Origin of the sequence: Stackebrandtia sp. (assembly GCF_035643755.1) — a bacterium.
Taxonomy (GTDB): domain Bacteria; phylum Actinomycetota; class Actinomycetes; order Mycobacteriales; family Micromonosporaceae; genus Stackebrandtia.
Genome location: NZ_DASQPW010000194.1, coordinates 1 through 16,306 on the forward strand (window position 1 = coordinate 1; position 16,306 = coordinate 16,306).

Genomic DNA, 16,306 nt, shown 5'->3' on the forward strand with positions numbered 1-16,306 from the left:
ATGGGGCTGTTCGCCCTCGCCACCGCCCGACGTGCGCGCCGCGCGGATTCGTGATCGATTTGTGAAGGATCCGTGAACGTCCGACCCATCGTGGAGCGACTCAGTCACACCGATGGGAGCTCAAACCATGACGTTCGCGGTCAAACCAGAGGACCTGGTCGGCTACGCCAAGATGTTGGACGGCGGCGTCCACGACGAGGTGTACGAGATGCGGTCGTTGCTGCACGACGGCACCATGACGACCACCGCGACGTTTCGCGGCAAGGCGATGTACCACAAGGGAGACTCCACCGACGTCCTGCCCGCCAACTCGGGAAACGCGTTGGCCATCATCGCCGCGAGCCACCGCGACTTCCAGCGCGGCGCCGACACCTTCGTCACGGCGATGGATCGGGCCACTTCCGATGCGGCACTGGGCCTTTCGGCCATGTCCATCGACTACCGCGCGACCGACGACGACAACGCCGAGGCCATCGAGTCGGTCTTCCCCGGGGAGGTCGTGGCGCGAAACCACCTCGCCACCAAACAGGACGCCGACCCCTTCACCTATCAGGACGGCGACTACGGCGCCCAGCAGCTGTACGGCGTGGAGCTGGCCGGCGACCACTTCGACTTCCAGCAGTACCTTCCCCAGCCGGGCAGCGCCAGCGTGTTCGGCGCCGACGTCTCGCTGTCGCTGTTGTCGGAGTCGAACATGGTCGCCGCCAAGGACTTCGCGAAGAAGTGGCTGGAGATCGACGTCGATCGGCTGATCGGGATCTTCGACGGGGACTGGAACACGGTGCTGGACGCCTCCCACTCCGTCGACCAGATCGCGGCGCGGGCGACCAACGTGGCCGCCAACGTCCGGCGCGGCAACACGAACCTGGACGTCACGTGGGACGGGGCGGCCAGCGAGGTGGCGTACCAGTTCTTCTCGGCCCACGCGGGCAACATCGAGGGCCAAAACGACAACCTCACCGACCTCGCGCGGCTGTATCGCGACACCGCCGACGACATCGGCGGGATCGCCAAGGCCGCCGCCGGGAACCTGTCGCTGTTCCTCGACGAGGTCGGCGTGATCTCCGACTTCCTTCCCGCCGACCCCGGCAAGCTGGGGGTCACCAAGGAAAACGGCAAGTGGACCCTGGACGTCAAGGACCTCGCGGTCACGATCCTCACCGTCACCGCCGACGCCGTCCTCATGGAGGCCCTGAGTGTGGCGATAAAGAGCGCCCTGGACATGTGGACCTTCAACGTCTACCCGCTGGGGGAGGCCGCGCGGGCGAGGGCCCGCGACATGGCGGCCACCGCCGCCGACATCCACACCGCCATCACCGACGCCGCGGCGACGTTCGGCCACGTCGACACGGGTACCCCCGCGGCCACACCCGCCTGAGGCTAAATTCGTCTCGGGATCGGCGATGAGTCTCGCCCGCCGCGTCGGTCTACCCACTGAAACCGACACCAAGGAGTACTCATGTCCACCCATCCCGACCTCGACTCGACCGCCGCGACCGTGGCGGACCTGCTGGACGGCATCGGCGACGACCAGCTCGACAACCCCACGCCCTGCGAGGACATGACGGTGGGCAGGCTGCTCGACCACGTGATGGGCCTGACCCTGGCCTTCCGCGCCGCCGCCCGCAAGGACTTCAGCGAGTTCGGCGACCAGGTCCCCACCTCCGACGCGACGAACCTCGACGCGGCGTGGCGCCAGGAGCTGCCGCGGCGCCTGGAGGCGATGGCCGCGGCGTGGAGCGAACCGTCGGCGTGGGACGGCGAGACCAAGGCGGGCGGCATCACGCTTCCCGCACAGGTCATGGGTCTGGTCGCGCTCAACGAACTGGTGATTCACGGCTGGGATCTGGCGCGCTCCACCGGGCAGGACTTCGCCCCCGACGACGCCGCGGCCGCCTCCAGCGTGGGTCTGCTGTCGCAGGACGCGCCGTCGCGCGCCGAGGAGGGCAACGGGGCCTTCGGGAGGGTCATCGCGGTGCCCGACGAAGCCTCCACTCTGGACCGCGCCGTCGGCCTGGCCGGCCGCGACCCCGCGTGGAAGCCCGCCGCCTGATCAGCGGGTACCCGGTTCCGTCACGAAGTCGATCAGCTCCTCGACCCGCCCCAGCAGTTCGGGTTCCAGGTCCCTGAAGGAGTCGACGGCGGCCAGGATGCGGCGCCACGCCTCGGCGGGGGACAGGTTCCAGCCCAGTGCGGCGATCACCCCCTCCTTCCAGGGCGTGCCGCGCGGCACCCTCGGCCAGCCGTCGATGCCGAGCGCGGCGGGCTTCACGGCCTCCCAGATGTCGATGAATGGATGCCCGACGATGAGGACGTCGTCGTCGGCGACCTCGGCGGCGATCCGGCTCTCCTTGGAGCCGGGCACCAGGTGATCGACGAGCACCCCCAGCCGCCTGCCCGGTTCGGGCGCGAACTCGGCGACGATGGCGGGCAGGTCGTCGACGCCCTCCAGGTACTCCACGACCACACCCTCCACCCGCAGGTCGTGGCCCCACACCCGCTCCACCAGGGCGGCGTCGTGCACACCCTCCACATAGATGCGGGACTGCTTGGCCACCTTGGCGCGCAAGCCCTCCACGGTCGTCGACCCCGAGGCGCTGCGCCGCGGCGCCCGCGCGGGCACCGACGGGCGCACCAGGGTCACCGGCTTGCCGTCCAGCAGGAAGCCCGCCGGGTCCAGCCGGAACTCCCGGGTCTTGCCGTGACGGTCCTCAAGGGTCACCGAGGTCTTGCCGCACGCCACCACCGCGCCGCAGAAGCCGCTGGCCGGGTCCTCCACCACCACACCGATCTGCGCCTCCACCGTGGGTATGGTTCCGCGCTTCGGGTGCCGCCAGTCTCCAGACAGGACGTCGTTGCCGTATCGCATCGCGCCAGTCTCGCAGGTCTTCCCATCCCGGCGAGCGACGGCATAGACTGCGGGATCACAACGGCCGATGGCGAGGAGAAGATACGGTGAGCCAGGCGCGCGAGTGGGAGTTTCCCGGCACCCGTGGCACGATCGTGACCCGCATCTGGGACACCGATGCGCCGCGATACGCCGCCGTCCTGGTGCACGGCTACGGCGAGCACATCGGACGGTACGAGTACGTCGCCGACTTCCTCAATCGCCACGGCGCCACCGTATACGGCCCCGACCACATGGGACACGGAAGGTCGCACGGCGAGCGCGTCGTCATCACCGACTACGAGGACGTGGTGACCGACGTCCACACCGTCGCCGAACGCGCCCGCGCCGACCACCCCGGCCTGCCGATCGTCCTCATCGGTCACTCCATGGGAGGCATGATCGCCGCCCGCTACGCGCAGCGCCACGGCTCCGACCTGGCCGCGCTGGTGCTGTCGGGCCCGGTGATCGGCAGCTGGGAACCGACCACCTCGCTGCTGGAGCTGGACTCGATCCCGTTCGTCCCCATCGACGTCACCACGCTGTCGCGCGATCCCGACGTGGGCCGCGCGTACGCCGACGACCCGCTGGTGTGGCACGGCCCGTTCAAGCGCCCGCTCGTCGAGGCGCTGGCGGCCTGCCTGGCCACCATCAACGGCGGCGGGCGCCTCGGCGACCTGCCCACCCTGTGGGTGCACGGCCTCGAGGACGAGCTGGTTCCCGTGGAGCCCAGCCGCATCGGCGTCTACGCCGTCCGGGGCCACGTGTTCGCCGAACGCGTCTACCCCGGTGCCCGCCACGAGGTCTTCAACGAGACCAACAAGGACGAGGTGCTCGGCGACGTGGCGGGCTTCATCGACCAGGTCCTGAAATAGCGCGGCGACCGAGGTTATTCGCTCCCTAGTGGATGATCGGCGATCCAGTCGGCGTACTGCTCGATGCCGAGGGTGCCGTCGTCGCCTGCGCCGGTGTTGAGACTCTCGTCGTTCAGCCATTGCAGGTATCGCGCCCGGCAGGCCTGGAATTCCTGGTAGACATCGGGGAGCGATGTGTCCACTGTGGGGCTTTCTACCTCGAAGTCCGCCCCGATTCTGCTCGCCAGGGCGTGGGTCCAGCGGGTGCTCGACCAGTCGCGCATCGCGGTGGAGCCGGGCGAGGTGTCGACGTCCTCGTCGCCCGACCGGCACAGTCGTTCGTCGGGGACGCCGGAGTCGTCCGCGGCGCCGGTGGCGTTGACCATGAGGGGTCCACTGACGTTTTCCGCGAAGTACGGAATGGTGAGCTGATAGGCGACCCCGGTGTTGACCGTCCCGTAGGGATCGTTGTCGACGTCGGCAAGTTTCGCGTCGATCCGTTCTTGCAGCAGCCACGGGTGGGCGCCCTGGCCCGGGGCCAGGAAGGCCAGCTCGCCGTCGAAACCCGCGTCCCGAAACGCCTTCCCCTGAGACACGATGGAGTGTTTCAGTCCACTGAGGTACCAGTCGTACCATCGCGAGGCGTCCTCGGACGTCACGGGATCCCCGTTCCACGTCGCCTCACCCGGTTCCCAGCCGGGCATCGGGTTGGGGTCCACCCCTTCGGGCAGGTCGGAGAACTCCACCCCGATCCACCACGTGGTGGCGGGGTCGGACTTCGGGTCGGGGTACATCGTCTCCCCCGCGTCGCCGATGCCGATCCGATACTGGGAGACCAGCGAGCCGAGCGTGTCGACGACGTCCTTGATGTACCGCGCCGCCGCCCGATCGACCGACGCCGACCACGCGTAGTTCGGCGCCAGCGGGGCGACGTTCCCGTCCTGGTCCCGCAGGGTTCCGTCCGGAAGGTCGCTCACCCAATCGGGCGGGTACTGGAGGCCGACGCTGATCGCCACGACACCCCCGGCGTCGACATACCCGCCGACCTGTTCGCGGATGCGCTGTCGATAGTCCTCATCGTCGTCGCCGCGGGTCGGCTCCCAGGACGCCCAGGAGACGTCGATCTCGTAGAAGCCGACACCGGCGTCGTCGTCGGTCGCCTGATAGTCCGCCTTCGCGTCCAGCACGCCATAGCGGCGCGCCTGGTCGGCATCGGTGCCCGATGACGCCTCCGCGTGGGGGTACGGCACCAGCGCGGCGGCGGCGAGCAGCGCACCACCGAGCAAGACCAGACGCGACCGTCTGCGGGGTCTTTGTCCATACATGCCATCGACGGTAGGAACCGCCGCTAACACTCGAATAACGCCGCTCACCAGGTGGGGCGCAGCGGCATCGCGGGCGTGCCGTGTTCGTCCAGCTTGACGCCGAGCATCTGGTGCAGCTGGATTCCGTTGTGCTCGAAGCCGAGCCGCGAACCCACCAGGTACAGCCGCCAGGCCCGCGCTGTCTCCTCGCCGACCAGCGCCAGCACGTCGTCCCAGCGCCGCTCCAGGTTCCGCACCCACGCCGCCAGGGTCAGCGCGTAGTGCCCGCGCAGGTTCTCCTCGTGGCACACCTCGAATCCCGCGTCGTGCATGTGGGTCATGAGCGGGCCGGGCCCGCTCAGCTCCCCGTTGGGGAAGATGTACCGCTCGATGAAGCCGCCCCTGGTGATGGCCTCGCCCTTGCTGTCGGGCTTGGTGATGCAGTGGTTGAGCAGCCGCCCGCCCACCTTGAGCTTGTCGTACAGCGAGCGGAAATAGGACGCCAGGTTGCTGCGTCCGATGTGCTCGGTCAGGCCGATGGAGGAGACGGCGTCGAAGTCGCCCTCGGGCACGTCGCGGTAGTCCAGGTAGCGCACCTCGGCCAGGTCGGACAGCCCGCGCTCGTTGATCGCCTTGTCCGCCCACTCGGCCTGCTGCCGCGACAGCGTGACGCCCAATGCCTTGACGCCGTAGTGCTTCGCCGCGTGCATCACCATGCCGCCCCATCCGCAACCCACGTCCAACAGCCGCATGCCGGGCTTCAGGTCGAGCTTGCGCGCCACCAGGTCGTGCTTGTCGTACTGGGCCTTCTCCAGGGTGGCGTCGTCGGACGGATACACCGCGCAGGTGTACGCCATGGACTCGCCCAGGAGGATCTCGTAGAAGTCGTTGCCGACGTCGTAATGGTGGGCGATGGCCTCGGCGTCGGTGGTCTTGGAATGCCGGTGACCCGACACCTTCGCCTCCCGATCCGGGATCGGCGGCCGCTTCAGCAGCTTGAGGCCGCCGAGCGAGGTGAAGATCTTGAACATCTCCACCTTGGGCATCGAGAACTCGAGCATCCACAATGCCTTCAGCGCGTCGTACAGGTCGCCGTGGATCTCGATGGCGCCGGTGATGAAGGCGCGCGCCAGACCGAGCTCGAAGCGCCGGGCGCTGGCCAGGTAGTTCAGCGCCACGGGCGCCTTGATCTCCAGGGTGGGGGAACCGTCGGGCGCGGCGACCCCCCCTCCGTCGTATGCCTTGAATCCGACGGGCGGCTGGTTGCCCACCACCCGGGTGTAAACCTCAGCGAGTCTCACTGTCGGTACCCACTTTCTCGAACAAATCCGGCAGGCGCCGCTGGGCGTCGTACCGGTCCTTGAGTTCCTGATACGCCTGGCCGCCATAGCGCCGCCAGAAGTCCTCACGGTCATAGTGGACGGTCGAATACAGCGACTTGTGGCCGCCGAGCCGATCGACCAGGTCCTCCACCAGACGGTTGTGATAGTCGGGTGACTGCCCCGGCCCCAGCGGAGCCGTGGCCCAGAACCCGAAGTTCACGTAGTGCTCCCCGCGCCGCAGCGGATACAGCGGCCACTCGTGCTCGCCCCGCAGACCCAACGGGCACAACCAGATGGGGCGAATCGGCACGTCCACGCAGAAGCGCTCGAGGAACCGCGCGGCCGAGGAGATCGGGATCTCCACGTCCTGGATCACCGCCTCGTGGCGGGCGCCGCGCAGCGCGTCGACCCGGCGGGTCAGGCCCAGCCTGCGGTCCAGCGCCACCAGCCTTCGGTACACATCGGAGCGTCGCAGATTCTTCGGCCACACCCGCCTCACCAGTGGGTTCTGCACGCCGAACGCCGCCGAACACCAGAACCAGTCGGTGTCCCAGCGCCACAGGTAATCGTGGACGCTCAGCAGGTCGCGCCGCCTGTGCCGCAGGGACTTGTAGTAGACGGACTGCCCGGTGTAGTCGCTGGTCGGGTCGTGGCTGTCGCTGAAGCGCCCCAGCGACAGGTACATCTCGTCGGGCCCGAAGACCACCCCGTCCAGGAAGTCGACCTCGCCGGCCGCCCAGATCTCCTCCATCGCGGCGAAGCACGCCGCGGGGTCGTCGAAGCGGCGATGCTCCACCTCCACCGCGCGGCCCACCGGCTCCAGCGAGATCTTCAACCGCACGGCATAACCCAGGGTCCCGTAGGAGTTCGGCATCCCGTCGAACAGGGCGTCGCCGGGCCGCACGGTCTCCAGCCCCGCCGACGCGGTCAGCACGTCCATCTCCAGGACGGTCTCGTGCGGAAGCCCCGCCCGAAACGACGTCGACTCGATGCCCAGACCCGCGACCGCCCCGCCCAGCGTGATGGTCTTCAGCTGCGGCACCACCGCGGGCATCAGCTTGTGCGGCAGGGTCGCCGCCACCAGCTTCTCGTAGGTGATCAGCCCGCCCACCTCGGCGGTGCGGGCGTCGGCATCGATGTCGATCACCGTGTCCAAGCCGTCGGTGGGCAGCCCACCGGCCCGATCGCGGCCCCCGAACCGGAACAGGTTCGAGCTGGGCTTGGACAAACGAACGGGCGAATCCTGGGGCAGGGCCACCAATGCGGCCCGAAGGCGCGCGACGGCCGCATCGTGCTGGTGCCGACACATGATCAACACGCTAGTACTCGCGGTCGCCGCGCGCCAATGATCCAGGCCACTAGCCCAAAACGGTCAGTACCGATAGTGCTCGGGCTTGTACGGACCGTCCACATGCACGCCGATGTAGGACGCCTGCTTCTTGGTCAGCTCGGTGAGCCTGGCGCCCAGGGCATCCAGGTGCAGCCGGGCCACCTTCTCGTCCAGGTGCTTGGGCAGCGTGTACACCTGCCGGTCGTACCGCTCCGGCGAGGTCCACAGCTCCAGCTGCGCCAGGGTCTGGTTGGCGAAGGAGTTGGACATGACGAAGCTGGGGTGGCCGGTGGCGTTGCCCAGGTTCATCAGTCGGCCCTCCGACAGCACGATGATCGCGTGGCCGTCGTCGAAGTTCCATTCGTGGACCTCGGGCTTGATCCGGACCTTGCGGATACCCGGCTCCGCCGCCAGCCCCGCCATATCGATCTCGATATCGAAATGTCCGACGTTGCCGACGATCGCGTTGTGCTTCATGCGCCGCATGTGATCGACCGTGATGACGTCGGTGTCGCCGGTGGTGGTGATGAACAGGTCGCCGCGCTCGACGACGTCGTCCAGCCGCACCACCTCCAGTCCGTCCATCGCGGCCTGCAGCGCGCAGATCGGGTCGACCTCGGTGACCGCGACCCGGGCGCCCTGCCCGCGCAACGACTCCGCCGCGCCCTTGCCGACATCGCCGTAACCGCAGATCACGGCGTACTTGCCGCCCAGCATCACGTCGGTGGCCCGGTTCAGGCCGTCCGCCAGGGAATGCCGGATGCCGTAGCGATTGTCGAACTTGGACTTGGTGACCGAGTCGTTGACGTTGATCGCCGGGAACAGCAGGTTCCCCTCGGACGCCAACTGGTAGAGCCGATTGACGCCGCTGGTGGTCTCCTCGGTGACCCCGGCGATGTCGGCGGCCATGCGGGTGAAGCGCTGCTTGTCCTCCAGGAGGCTCTCGGACAGCACCTTCAGGACGGCGCGGTACTCCTCGTGATCGGATTCGTCGGGAACCGGTACGGCACCGGCCTTCTCGAACTCGACGCCCTTGTGGACCAGCAGCGTCGCGTCGCCGCCGTCGTCCACGATGGCCGTGGGGCCCTGTTCGTCGCCGAAGTCGAACAGCCGCGAGGTGCACCACCAGTACTCGTCGAGGGTCTCGCCCTTCCACGCGAACACGGGCGTGCCGCTGGGGGCCTCGACCGTGCCGTGTGGACCGACGACGACGGCCGCGGCCGCGTCGTCCTGTGTGGAGAAGATGTTGCACGAGACCCAGCGCACGTCGGCGCCCAGCTCCACCAGCGTCTCGATCAGCACGGCGGTCTGCACGGTCATGTGCAGCGAACCGGCGATCCGGGCGCCGGCCAGCGGGCGGGTGTCGGCGTACTCGCGCCGCAGCGCCATCAACCCCGGCATCTCGTGCTCCGCCAGGCGGATCTGGTGGCGCCCGGCCTCGGCCAGGGACATATCGGCCACGGCGAACTCGAGGCCGTTGCGGCTTTGGAATCGGGAAAATGGGTGATCCATTGTGGTCACCTCCTGTTACGGAGGCGCCCTTCGTTCAGGAACCGCGGCCGAGCGTGGCGGATGAGTCATCCGTTGCAGCGCCTCTCGGCGGCGACGCTTTCAACATAACTCCGTGCGCGCGAAAGTCAAGCCCCGGGGTTGTCGCGAGCACAACGATCGGCGTCGTTGGCCTCGAGGACCCGGCGCAACAGCGAGACCAGGGTGCGCTGCTCGGCGGCCGACAGGCACCCCAGGAACTCGCGCTGCGAGCGCCTGGCGGCCGGTGCCAGCGCGGCGATCAGCTTCACTCCGTCGTCGGTGAGCTCGACGCGATGCCGCCTGCGGTCGTGCGGATCGGGTGAGCGGGTGACGATCCCGCGCTCCTCGAGGAAATCGATGTGCCGCACCAGGTGGCTCTTGTCGAACCGCAGCCGGCGGGAGATCTCCTGCTGCGACTGTGGTCCGAAGTCGTTGAGCGCGGTGATCACCGCGTGGTGCTCCAGCTTCAGGCCGTGCGCGGCCAGCTCGGCCTCGATGGCGCGGCGGCCGTAGATCGACACGTTGCCCGCCAGATAGGACGGGAAGGCCAACAGCGATGGCGGGCGGCTGTCGAGTGTGTTCATGGCGACATGGTAGCTCAGTAAAACAGTTGCATCGTGCTACGGTTGCGAAAAGCACCGATTACGGAAGGCGAAACCATGAGCGACAACGACAAGCCCGTACTGGTCCTGGGATCCACCGGCCTGCAGGGCGGCGCCACCGCCCGGGCCCTGCTGAAGGCGGGAATCCCGGTGCGGGCCCTGACCCGCGACCCCGACTCCGGCGCCGCCCGGGCGCTGGCGGCCGCCGGGGCCACCCTCGTCAAGGGCGACCTGGACGACCGCGAGTCGCTGCGCGCGGCCATGGCGGGAGTGCGCGGCGTGTTCAGCGTGCAGACCTTCGTCCCGCCCGCTGGAGTGGAGGGCGAGGAGAGACAGGGCAAGGCGGTGGCCGACATCGCCGCGCAGACCTCCGTGCCGCACCTGGTCTACTCCTCGGTGGAGGGAGCGCAGCACTCCAGCGGCATCCCGCACTTCGACAGCAAATGGCATGTGGAGCAACACATCCGCGAACTCGGCGTGCCCACCACCGTGCTGCGCCCGGTGTACTTCATGGAAAACCTCACGGGCATGACGCGCGGCGGCGGCGACGGCGCCGTCTTCCAACAGCCCCTGGGCGCCGACGTCCCGATCCAGATCGTCGCCACCGCCGACATCGGCTCGGTGGCCGCCGCCGCGTTCGCCAGGCCCGCGGACCACATCGGACGCGACATCGGCGTCGCCGGGGACGAACTCACCGGATCCCGGATCGCCGAGACGATCTCGCGCGTCACGGGCGTGCCCACCCGCTACGAGGCCCAGTCGATCGAGCAGGCCCGCGCGTTCAGCGACGACCTGGCCGCCATGTTCCAGTGGTTCGCCGACACCGGCTTCGACGTCGACATCCCCGCCCTGCGCCGCGACCAACCCGGCCTTCGCTCCCTCGACGACTGGCTGCGCGATAGCGGCTGGAAGCCCGCCGCGGCGGGTTAGGCGGCCTTGCGTCCCCTTCGGGCGTAATACTCCGCCACCAGCCTCATGCCCAGGTACCCGACGGGCCACGCGACCATCGTCCACCGCCCCGCCAGGTACGCGATCGGGATCGACACCGCGAACATCGCCGTGGTGAACCCCGACCACGCCAGGAGCCCCGTGATCACCGCGCGCGGGGCTCCGGCGTCCAACAGCCCCGAGCGCTTGATGTGGCGGATCATCACCAGCGTCGCCCCGCCCAGCAACGTCATCGCCGCGGAGTACACCATCACGCCCGCGGCGTTGGGCACCTCCCCGAGGGTCTTACTCGCCCAAGGGATCAACACGTATCCGAACAGGACGATCAGGTTCAGGGTGATGAGCCCGGGATTGGCGCGGCTGACGTGCGTGAACAGCATGTGATGCGCCGTCCAGGTCGCCGCGATCACCGAAAACGAGATCAGGAACGCGATGTAGACCGAGCCGTGCTCGGCGAAGGCGCCCCACAGCTGCGACGGCTCCTCGACATCGGGAACGGGCAGCTCCAGGGCCAACAGGGTGATCATGATGGCGATCACCGCGTCGGAGAAGAAGATCATTCGTTCCAGGCCGTGGGACTTCGCCGACATGGGGGTTCCTTTCGCGGGGCGGCGTTGAGCGGCGGAAACCTATCACTGCCCCGCGCCCGCGAGACCGTTGAGCAGGAGGTCGGTCAGCGCGTCGACGATCGCGTCGTCGCCGTACGCGGGCCCGTGATCGCCCGCGGTGAACAGGCTGTAGCCCAGCATCGACATCATCGCCCCCATGGCGGCGGCCAGCAGCGCGGGATCGCCGGGCAGCCGATGGCCCTTCTCGCTCAGGTACTCCAGGTGGCGTCGGAACGATCCCGTCTCGTCGTACAGGGTCCGCCAGGCGCTGCCCGTGCTGGGGTCGGCGGCCATGGTCGACTGGAGCCGGGCCACGATCACGGGCAGATGCTTGCGGTACACCGTGACGAACACCGCGATGTGCGCCCGCAGGTGGGCGCGGTCGGTGAGATCGTGCTCGCCTTCCAGGTGCTCGATCCCGATGTCGGCGTCGTTCTCCAGGTCGGCCATCAGCGCGGTGAGCAGCTCGTCCTTGTCGGCGAAGTGCTCGTAGAACGTCCCCGTGGAGCGGCCCGCCGCCGCCGTGATGTCGGTGATCTTGGTGCCCAGGTAGCCCCGCTCGGCGAAGACCCGACGCGCGGCGTCCAGTAGCGCGGCTCGAGTCAGCGCGGCCCTTTCCTTGCGCGTCACCACAGCGTTTCCTGTCCCGTCGAGTTGACGATGACCGTATCAGTCGTCATACTGAATCTATATTCACCGAATCTGTATTCAGTTAAGGAGCAACCATGAAGATCATCGTGGCGGGCGGCGGAGTCGCGGGCACGACGGCGGCGATCGCCCTGCGCCGCAACGGCGCCGACGTCGAGATCATCGAGGCATACCCCGACCCCGCCGGCCAGGTCGGCTCGTTCCTCAGCCTGGCCCGCAACGGATTGGCGACCCTGGAGGCGCTGGACTGCCACGCCGCCGTGGCCGCGGCCGGCTTCGAGGTGCCCCGGCAGCGCCTGTGGTCGGCCCGCGGCAATCTCCTCGCCGACACCGCCCGGGGCCGCCGCGCCACCGACCCCAAGCACGGCATCACCCAGCTGCGGACCCGTCTGGTCGCCGCCCTGCGCCGGGTCGCCGCCGAGCGCGGGGCCACGATCACCACCGGCGCTCGCGTCACCGCCGCCTCCGCCGACGCCGACGGCGTCACCGTCCGCCTCTCCGACGGTGGCACCCGCCGCGCCGACCTGCTCGTCGGCGCCGACGGCATCTGGTCCACCCTGCGCACCACCCTCGACCCCGCCGCGCCCACCCCCCGCTACGCGGGCCTGTTCACGATCTCGGGCATCGCCGAAGGGATCCCGACCGAACCCGGCTACTTCAACATGACCTTCGCCCGCCCCGGCGCCTTCGTCCACGTCGCCTCCCCCGACGGCACCACCTGGTGGGCCGCCCAGGTCGCCCGCCCCGAACCCCCCGACCTGTCCGCCCCGACCGACGCCGCCTGGCGGGACTCCCTGACCCACTGGTACCGCCACACCGACTCCGTCCGCCGCATCCTCGCCCACACCACCCAACTCCACCGCCCCACCCTCAACCACACCCTCGACCCCGTCGGCGTCGTCCACAATGACCGCATCGTCCTGATCGGCGACGCCGCCCACCCCGTCGGCGCGGGCCAGGGGGCGTCCATGGCCATAGAGGACGCCTTCGTCCTCGCCCAATCCCTGCGCGCCAACGCCGCCATTCCCGCGGCCCTGTCGGCCTTCGCGGATCTACGCCGCCCCCGCATCGCCAAGATGCTCAAGAGCGCGAACGACAACCGCGACTCCAAGACCGCGGGCCCGATCGCGCGCGTCGTCCGCGGCGCGATGATGCGCCTCTTCGTCCCGCTGGTCTTCGACCGCGCCACCGCCTGGCTCTACGACTTCGACCCCGGCGAGCTGCCGCAGGCGGCCGTCCGCTCCTGAGCCGCGCAGACTGGCGCGATGGACATCGAGAATCTTCGGCGCCGCGCCATGCGGGTCCACGACCGTTACGACGAGCTCAACCTGGCGAAACGGGGACGGGCGTGGACCCGCGAGGGGTTCATGCTCGGATTCATGGGGGACGTCGGCGATCTGGCGAAGCTGGTCATGGCGGCCGAGGGCGCGCGGGACGTCCCCGGCGGGCGCGCGGCACTGGAACACGAGCTGGCCGACTGTCTGTGGTCCGTGCTGATCCTGGCTCAAAAGTACAACGTGGACATTGAGGCCGTGTTCGTTCGCACCATGGACGAGCTCGAGAAGTCCATCACCGACAAGCTCGACGCGTCGCCGCCTACCCCTTGACAATCATGAGTCATGCAAGTAATCATGAGTGATGCATGATGTCGCACGGACGGCCAACCTGCTGGGCGCCGCCGCCGTCGCCTTCGGTGACCTGGTGCTCGCCAGCGCCACCGAGGCCAGCGGCGCCAGCGCCAGCGGGGCGGCGGCCCTGGTGACGCTGTCGGCCGCCCCCGATATCAGCGTCACCGAACTCGGCCGTCGGGTGGGGCTGACCCAGTCCGCGTCCGCCCGCATGGTCGACTCCCTGGAGGCCGACGGCCTGGTGGAGCGGCGCGCCCACGCGTTCAACAAGCGATGGGTGACCGTGCACCCCACCAGGTCGGGGCGCGCCGCCGCGCGAAGGCTGTTGGCGCTGCGCGAAAGGCGGCTCGCCGCGGCCGTGTCCACCCTGGATGAAGTCGACCAGCGGGCGCTGGCCGAAGTGCTGGGCAAGCTGCTGACACAGGTGTACGCCGATGTCGGCGACTCCCAGTACCTGTGCCGCCTGTGCGACCGCGAATGTTGCGGGGCAAGCGAACCCTGCCCCGTCGGAGAAGCGGAGCGAAACAATGACACGCACCATCGCTAACTGGAATCTGGACGAGACCTTCGACTCCGACACGGGCCGCATCGCGTGGACCAGTTTCGGGGCCCCGACCGCACCGCCCGTCGTGCTGCTGCACGGCACCCCGTTCTCGTCCTTCATCTGGCACGACATCGCCCCGGCCCTGGCGCACGACCATCGGGTCTACGTGTGGGACATGCCCGGCTACGGGCAATCGGAACGGTCCGTCGGCCAGGACCTGTCCCTGCCCAACCTCGGCCGCGTCTTCGCCGCGCTCGTCGACCACTGGGGACTGACCGACCCGACCGTCATCGCGCACGACACCGGCGGCGGTCTCGCGCTCGACGCCCACGTGACCCACGGCGTCTCCTACGGGCGGCTCGCCCTGGTGGACGCCGTTGCCTTGGCGCCGTGGGGAAGCCCGTTCTTCCAGGCCGTCGGCGACCACCTCGACGTCCTCGCCCGCATACCGTCCACACTGCACGAGCCCCTGTTGCGCGCGTACCTCGACCAGGCCAGCGGGCGGGGCCTGCACCCGTGTGACCTCGACGGGCTGATGGCGCCCTGGTCAGGAGACCGAGGCCAGGCCGACTTCTACCGCCAGCTCGAGTTTCGGCGCGCCGACGAGGCGTACACCGACCGCATCAAGGACCAATACCCCGCCATCACCATGCCCGTCCACCTCTACTGGGGCACCGAGGACGACTGGATTCCCGTCGATCGCGCCCACGAGCTGCTCGCCCGCATCCCGGGCTCCCGCCTGCGCATGCTCCCCGAGGCCGGGCACCTGTCGCCACTGGACAATCCGGCGGCCCTCACCTGCGGCCTGATGAGCTTCCTGCGCTGAGGCGGGTCAGCTCGCCGGCTCGTCGGCGCCGATCCGCGCGCGCAGCCCTGCGACGGCGTCGCGGAGCAGGGACGGGTCGTCGTTGTCCACGCCGTACCTGATCGCGTGCACCGCGCCCATCCACCAGTAGAACCGCAGCCGCTTCCACGACACCTCGTGGGCGTGCCGCTCGATCATGCGTCGGGTTTCCTTGTCTCCCAACGTGATCAACAACCCCACGAAGTCGATGGACGGGTCGCCGATCGCGGCGGTCTCGAAGTCGATGAGTCCCGTGGCCGCTCGGGTCGACGGATCGACCAGGATGTGATTGGTCCCCAGGTCGCCGTGCACCAGGGTGGGGGAGAAGTCGCGGAGCAACCGAAGGGCCCGCTCGTGCCGCCCCAGCAACAGTTCCCTCAACGGATCGTCCAAGGTGGGCACAACCGTGGAGTCGATCCAGTCGCGGTCGGCGGCGTAACCGGCCTCCCAGTGCCTCGCGTCGACGGGCTCATCGAGCAGCGCCGCCGCCTCCGCGACGGGAAACCCATGCAGCCCGCTCAACACCGCGTCCACCGCTGCCGTGTCGTCCCCCACCTGGAACGGGCGCCCCACCACCTTGCGATACGCCATGTACGTGAAGCCCCGAAACTCCCCGAACGCCGTCGGCACGGGCACCTGAAAATCGATCGCCGCCGCCAGCTTCGGCAACAGCCGCGCCTCCCGCCGATGGCTGGCCGCCGTGCCGTCGGTGCGCGCTATCCGCACGATATGGGTATCGCCGACATCGAACGTCCACGACGCCCAACCGCCCTCGATCCGCGCCACCTCCACGTCCCCAAACCCCAGCTCCGCCACCAACGGCGCCACATCATCGGTCTCCATGGGCCCCGACGCTAGCCCCTCGACCGCGCGATCTCCACCACGATTACGCGGCGAACGGCCCGCCCCCTCGCCCGACTCAGGAGTGCGCGCTCACACAAAACTGGTTGCCGTGCGGGTCGGCGAGAATCGTCCACTCGATCCCGGGCGCCTCATGATCGGCCACCTGACTCGCCCCCATCCCCACCAGCCGCTCCACCTCGGTCTTTCGATCCTCGGCGGCGAGATCGATGTGGACGGAGTTGGCCGCGGTGTTCTCCCCCTTCTGAAACCCCAACCCCATGTCTCCCGCCCGCATGAACACGAACTCCTCGTAATCCGCGGTCACGGTCCCACCCAACGCCTCCACCCACCAGGCGGACAGCTCGCGAGGGTTCGTGGTGTTGAACGTGACGTTGACGATCTTCAGACTCATGG

18 protein-coding genes are annotated in these 16,306 nt (G+C 68.9%); 8 read left to right on the forward strand and 10 right to left on the reverse strand.

The window, feature by feature from the left end; genetic code table 11:
- The first annotated feature begins 127 nt into the window (after positions 1–127).
- Both VE172_RS14810 and VE172_RS14815 read left to right on the forward strand, forming a co-directional pair.
- Complete coding sequence (locus VE172_RS14810; RefSeq protein ID WP_324802694.1) at positions 128–1,378, forward strand: hypothetical protein; 1,251 nt, start codon at positions 128–130, stop codon at positions 1,376–1,378.
- An 81-nt stretch (positions 1,379–1,459) separates the two neighbouring features.
- Positions 1,460–2,053 (forward strand): TIGR03086 family metal-binding protein, encoded by a 594-nt coding sequence (locus tag VE172_RS14815; protein ID WP_324802695.1) that lies wholly within the window; start codon positions 1,460–1,462, stop codon positions 2,051–2,053.
- On the opposite strand, the gene VE172_RS14820 is transcribed toward VE172_RS14815, so the two are convergent.
- Positions 2,054–2,869, reverse strand: coding sequence for a DUF3097 domain-containing protein (locus tag VE172_RS14820; RefSeq protein WP_324802696.1), 816 nt, complete (start codon positions 2,867–2,869; stop codon positions 2,054–2,056). It abuts the gene before it with no gap.
- Between the two features lie 86 nt (positions 2,870–2,955).
- Here VE172_RS14820 and VE172_RS14825 point away from each other — a divergent pair, with 86 nt between their 5' ends.
- On the forward strand, positions 2,956–3,762 hold the full coding sequence (locus VE172_RS14825) for an alpha/beta hydrolase (protein WP_324802697.1): 807 nt from the start codon (positions 2,956–2,958) through the stop codon (positions 3,760–3,762).
- Positions 3,763–3,776: 14 nt separating this feature from the next.
- Here VE172_RS14825 and VE172_RS14830 read toward each other — a convergent pair whose 3' ends face one another.
- From VE172_RS14830 to VE172_RS14850, 5 genes are all read right to left on the reverse strand, one after another.
- Complete coding sequence (locus VE172_RS14830) at positions 3,777–5,066, reverse strand: hypothetical protein (protein ID WP_324802698.1); 1,290 nt, start codon at positions 5,064–5,066, stop codon at positions 3,777–3,779.
- Positions 5,067–5,110: 44 nt separating this feature from the next.
- Positions 5,111–6,346, reverse strand: a complete 1,236-nt coding sequence (locus VE172_RS14835) for a class I SAM-dependent methyltransferase (protein WP_324802699.1) — start codon at positions 6,344–6,346, stop codon at positions 5,111–5,113.
- Positions 6,333–7,676 carry an FAD-binding protein gene (locus tag VE172_RS14840; RefSeq protein ID WP_414715105.1) on the reverse strand — a complete coding sequence of 448 codons (1,344 nt, stop codon included), beginning with the start codon at positions 7,674–7,676 and terminating at the stop codon, positions 6,333–6,335. Before VE172_RS14840 ends, VE172_RS14835 begins: the two co-directional genes overlap by 14 nt.
- A 63-nt stretch (positions 7,677–7,739) precedes the next feature.
- Positions 7,740–9,209 carry an adenosylhomocysteinase gene (gene ahcY / locus VE172_RS14845; protein ID WP_324802701.1) on the reverse strand — a complete coding sequence of 490 codons (1,470 nt, stop codon included), beginning with the start codon at positions 9,207–9,209 and terminating at the stop codon, positions 7,740–7,742.
- Positions 9,210–9,334: 125 nt separating this feature from the next.
- Complete coding sequence (locus VE172_RS14850) at positions 9,335–9,811, reverse strand: MarR family winged helix-turn-helix transcriptional regulator (protein ID WP_324802702.1); 477 nt, start codon at positions 9,809–9,811, stop codon at positions 9,335–9,337.
- 75 nt (positions 9,812–9,886) lie between these two features.
- Between VE172_RS14850 and VE172_RS14855 the strand changes: the two genes are divergently transcribed.
- Entirely contained in the window at positions 9,887–10,759 is an 873-nt protein-coding gene (locus VE172_RS14855; RefSeq protein WP_324802703.1) for an NmrA/HSCARG family protein, read from the forward strand.
- On the opposite strand, the gene VE172_RS14860 is transcribed toward VE172_RS14855, so the two are convergent.
- Together VE172_RS14860 and VE172_RS14865 are read right to left on the reverse strand one after the other, a co-directional pair.
- Complete coding sequence (locus tag VE172_RS14860) at positions 10,756–11,367, reverse strand: TMEM175 family protein (protein ID WP_324802704.1); 612 nt, start codon at positions 11,365–11,367, stop codon at positions 10,756–10,758. The genes VE172_RS14855 and VE172_RS14860 overlap by 4 nt on opposite strands.
- Before the next feature lie 42 nt (positions 11,368–11,409).
- Positions 11,410–12,018, reverse strand: coding sequence for a TetR/AcrR family transcriptional regulator (locus VE172_RS14865; RefSeq protein WP_414715106.1), 609 nt, complete (start codon positions 12,016–12,018; stop codon positions 11,410–11,412).
- 92 nt (positions 12,019–12,110) lie between these two features.
- Here VE172_RS14865 and VE172_RS14870 point away from each other — a divergent pair, with 92 nt between their 5' ends.
- The 4 genes from VE172_RS14870 to VE172_RS14885 are packed head-to-tail and all read left to right on the forward strand — an operon-like array spanning position 12,111 to position 15,031.
- Positions 12,111–13,280, forward strand: a complete 1,170-nt coding sequence (locus tag VE172_RS14870; protein ID WP_324802706.1) for an FAD-dependent oxidoreductase — start codon at positions 12,111–12,113, stop codon at positions 13,278–13,280.
- 18 nt (positions 13,281–13,298) lie between these two features.
- Positions 13,299–13,640: a MazG nucleotide pyrophosphohydrolase domain-containing protein gene (locus VE172_RS14875; RefSeq protein ID WP_324802707.1), complete on the forward strand. Its 342-nt coding sequence runs from the start codon at positions 13,299–13,301 to the stop codon at positions 13,638–13,640.
- Between the two features lie 31 nt (positions 13,641–13,671).
- Positions 13,672–14,208, forward strand: coding sequence for a MarR family winged helix-turn-helix transcriptional regulator (locus tag VE172_RS14880; protein WP_324802708.1), 537 nt, complete (start codon positions 13,672–13,674; stop codon positions 14,206–14,208).
- Complete coding sequence (locus VE172_RS14885; protein ID WP_324802709.1) at positions 14,189–15,031, forward strand: alpha/beta fold hydrolase; 843 nt, start codon at positions 14,189–14,191, stop codon at positions 15,029–15,031. Before VE172_RS14880 ends, VE172_RS14885 begins: the two co-directional genes overlap by 20 nt.
- 6 nt (positions 15,032–15,037) lie before the next feature.
- On the opposite strand, the gene VE172_RS14890 is transcribed toward VE172_RS14885, so the two are convergent.
- Together VE172_RS14890 and VE172_RS14895 are read right to left on the reverse strand one after the other, a co-directional pair.
- Positions 15,038–15,892 (reverse strand): phosphotransferase family protein, encoded by an 855-nt coding sequence (locus VE172_RS14890; RefSeq protein WP_324802710.1) that lies wholly within the window; start codon positions 15,890–15,892, stop codon positions 15,038–15,040.
- Positions 15,893–15,968: 76 nt separating this feature from the next.
- Positions 15,969–16,306, reverse strand: a 338-nt coding sequence (locus VE172_RS14895) for a VOC family protein (RefSeq protein ID WP_324802711.1), incomplete at its 5' end; no start/stop codon positions are given.

Coding starts and splice junctions, on each gene's coding strand:
- VE172_RS14810 (WP_324802694.1), top strand. CDS start 128: ATGACGTTCGCGGTCAAACCAGAGGACCTGGTCGGCTACGCCAAGATG.
- VE172_RS14815 (WP_324802695.1), top strand. CDS start 1,460: ATGTCCACCCATCCCGACCTCGACTCGACCGCCGCGACCGTGGCGGAC.
- VE172_RS14820 (WP_324802696.1), bottom strand. CDS start 2,869: ATGCGATACGGCAACGACGTCCTGTCTGGAGACTGGCGGCACCCGAAG.
- VE172_RS14830 (WP_324802698.1), bottom strand. CDS start 5,066: ATGTATGGACAAAGACCCCGCAGACGGTCGCGTCTGGTCTTGCTCGGT.
- VE172_RS14840 (WP_414715105.1), bottom strand. CDS start 7,676: ATGTGTCGGCACCAGCACGATGCGGCCGTCGCGCGCCTTCGGGCCGCA.
- ahcY (WP_324802701.1), bottom strand. CDS start 9,209: ATGGATCACCCATTTTCCCGATTCCAAAGCCGCAACGGCCTCGAGTTC.
- VE172_RS14850 (WP_324802702.1), bottom strand. CDS start 9,811: ATGAACACACTCGACAGCCGCCCGCCATCGCTGTTGGCCTTCCCGTCC.
- VE172_RS14855 (WP_324802703.1), top strand. CDS start 9,887: ATGAGCGACAACGACAAGCCCGTACTGGTCCTGGGATCCACCGGCCTG.
- VE172_RS14860 (WP_324802704.1), bottom strand. CDS start 11,367: ATGTCGGCGAAGTCCCACGGCCTGGAACGAATGATCTTCTTCTCCGAC.
- VE172_RS14870 (WP_324802706.1), top strand. CDS start 12,111: ATGAAGATCATCGTGGCGGGCGGCGGAGTCGCGGGCACGACGGCGGCG.
- VE172_RS14875 (WP_324802707.1), top strand. CDS start 13,299: ATGGACATCGAGAATCTTCGGCGCCGCGCCATGCGGGTCCACGACCGT.
- VE172_RS14880 (WP_324802708.1), top strand. CDS start 13,672: ATGCATGATGTCGCACGGACGGCCAACCTGCTGGGCGCCGCCGCCGTC.
- VE172_RS14885 (WP_324802709.1), top strand. CDS start 14,189: ATGACACGCACCATCGCTAACTGGAATCTGGACGAGACCTTCGACTCC.
- VE172_RS14890 (WP_324802710.1), bottom strand. CDS start 15,892: ATGGAGACCGATGATGTGGCGCCGTTGGTGGCGGAGCTGGGGTTTGGG.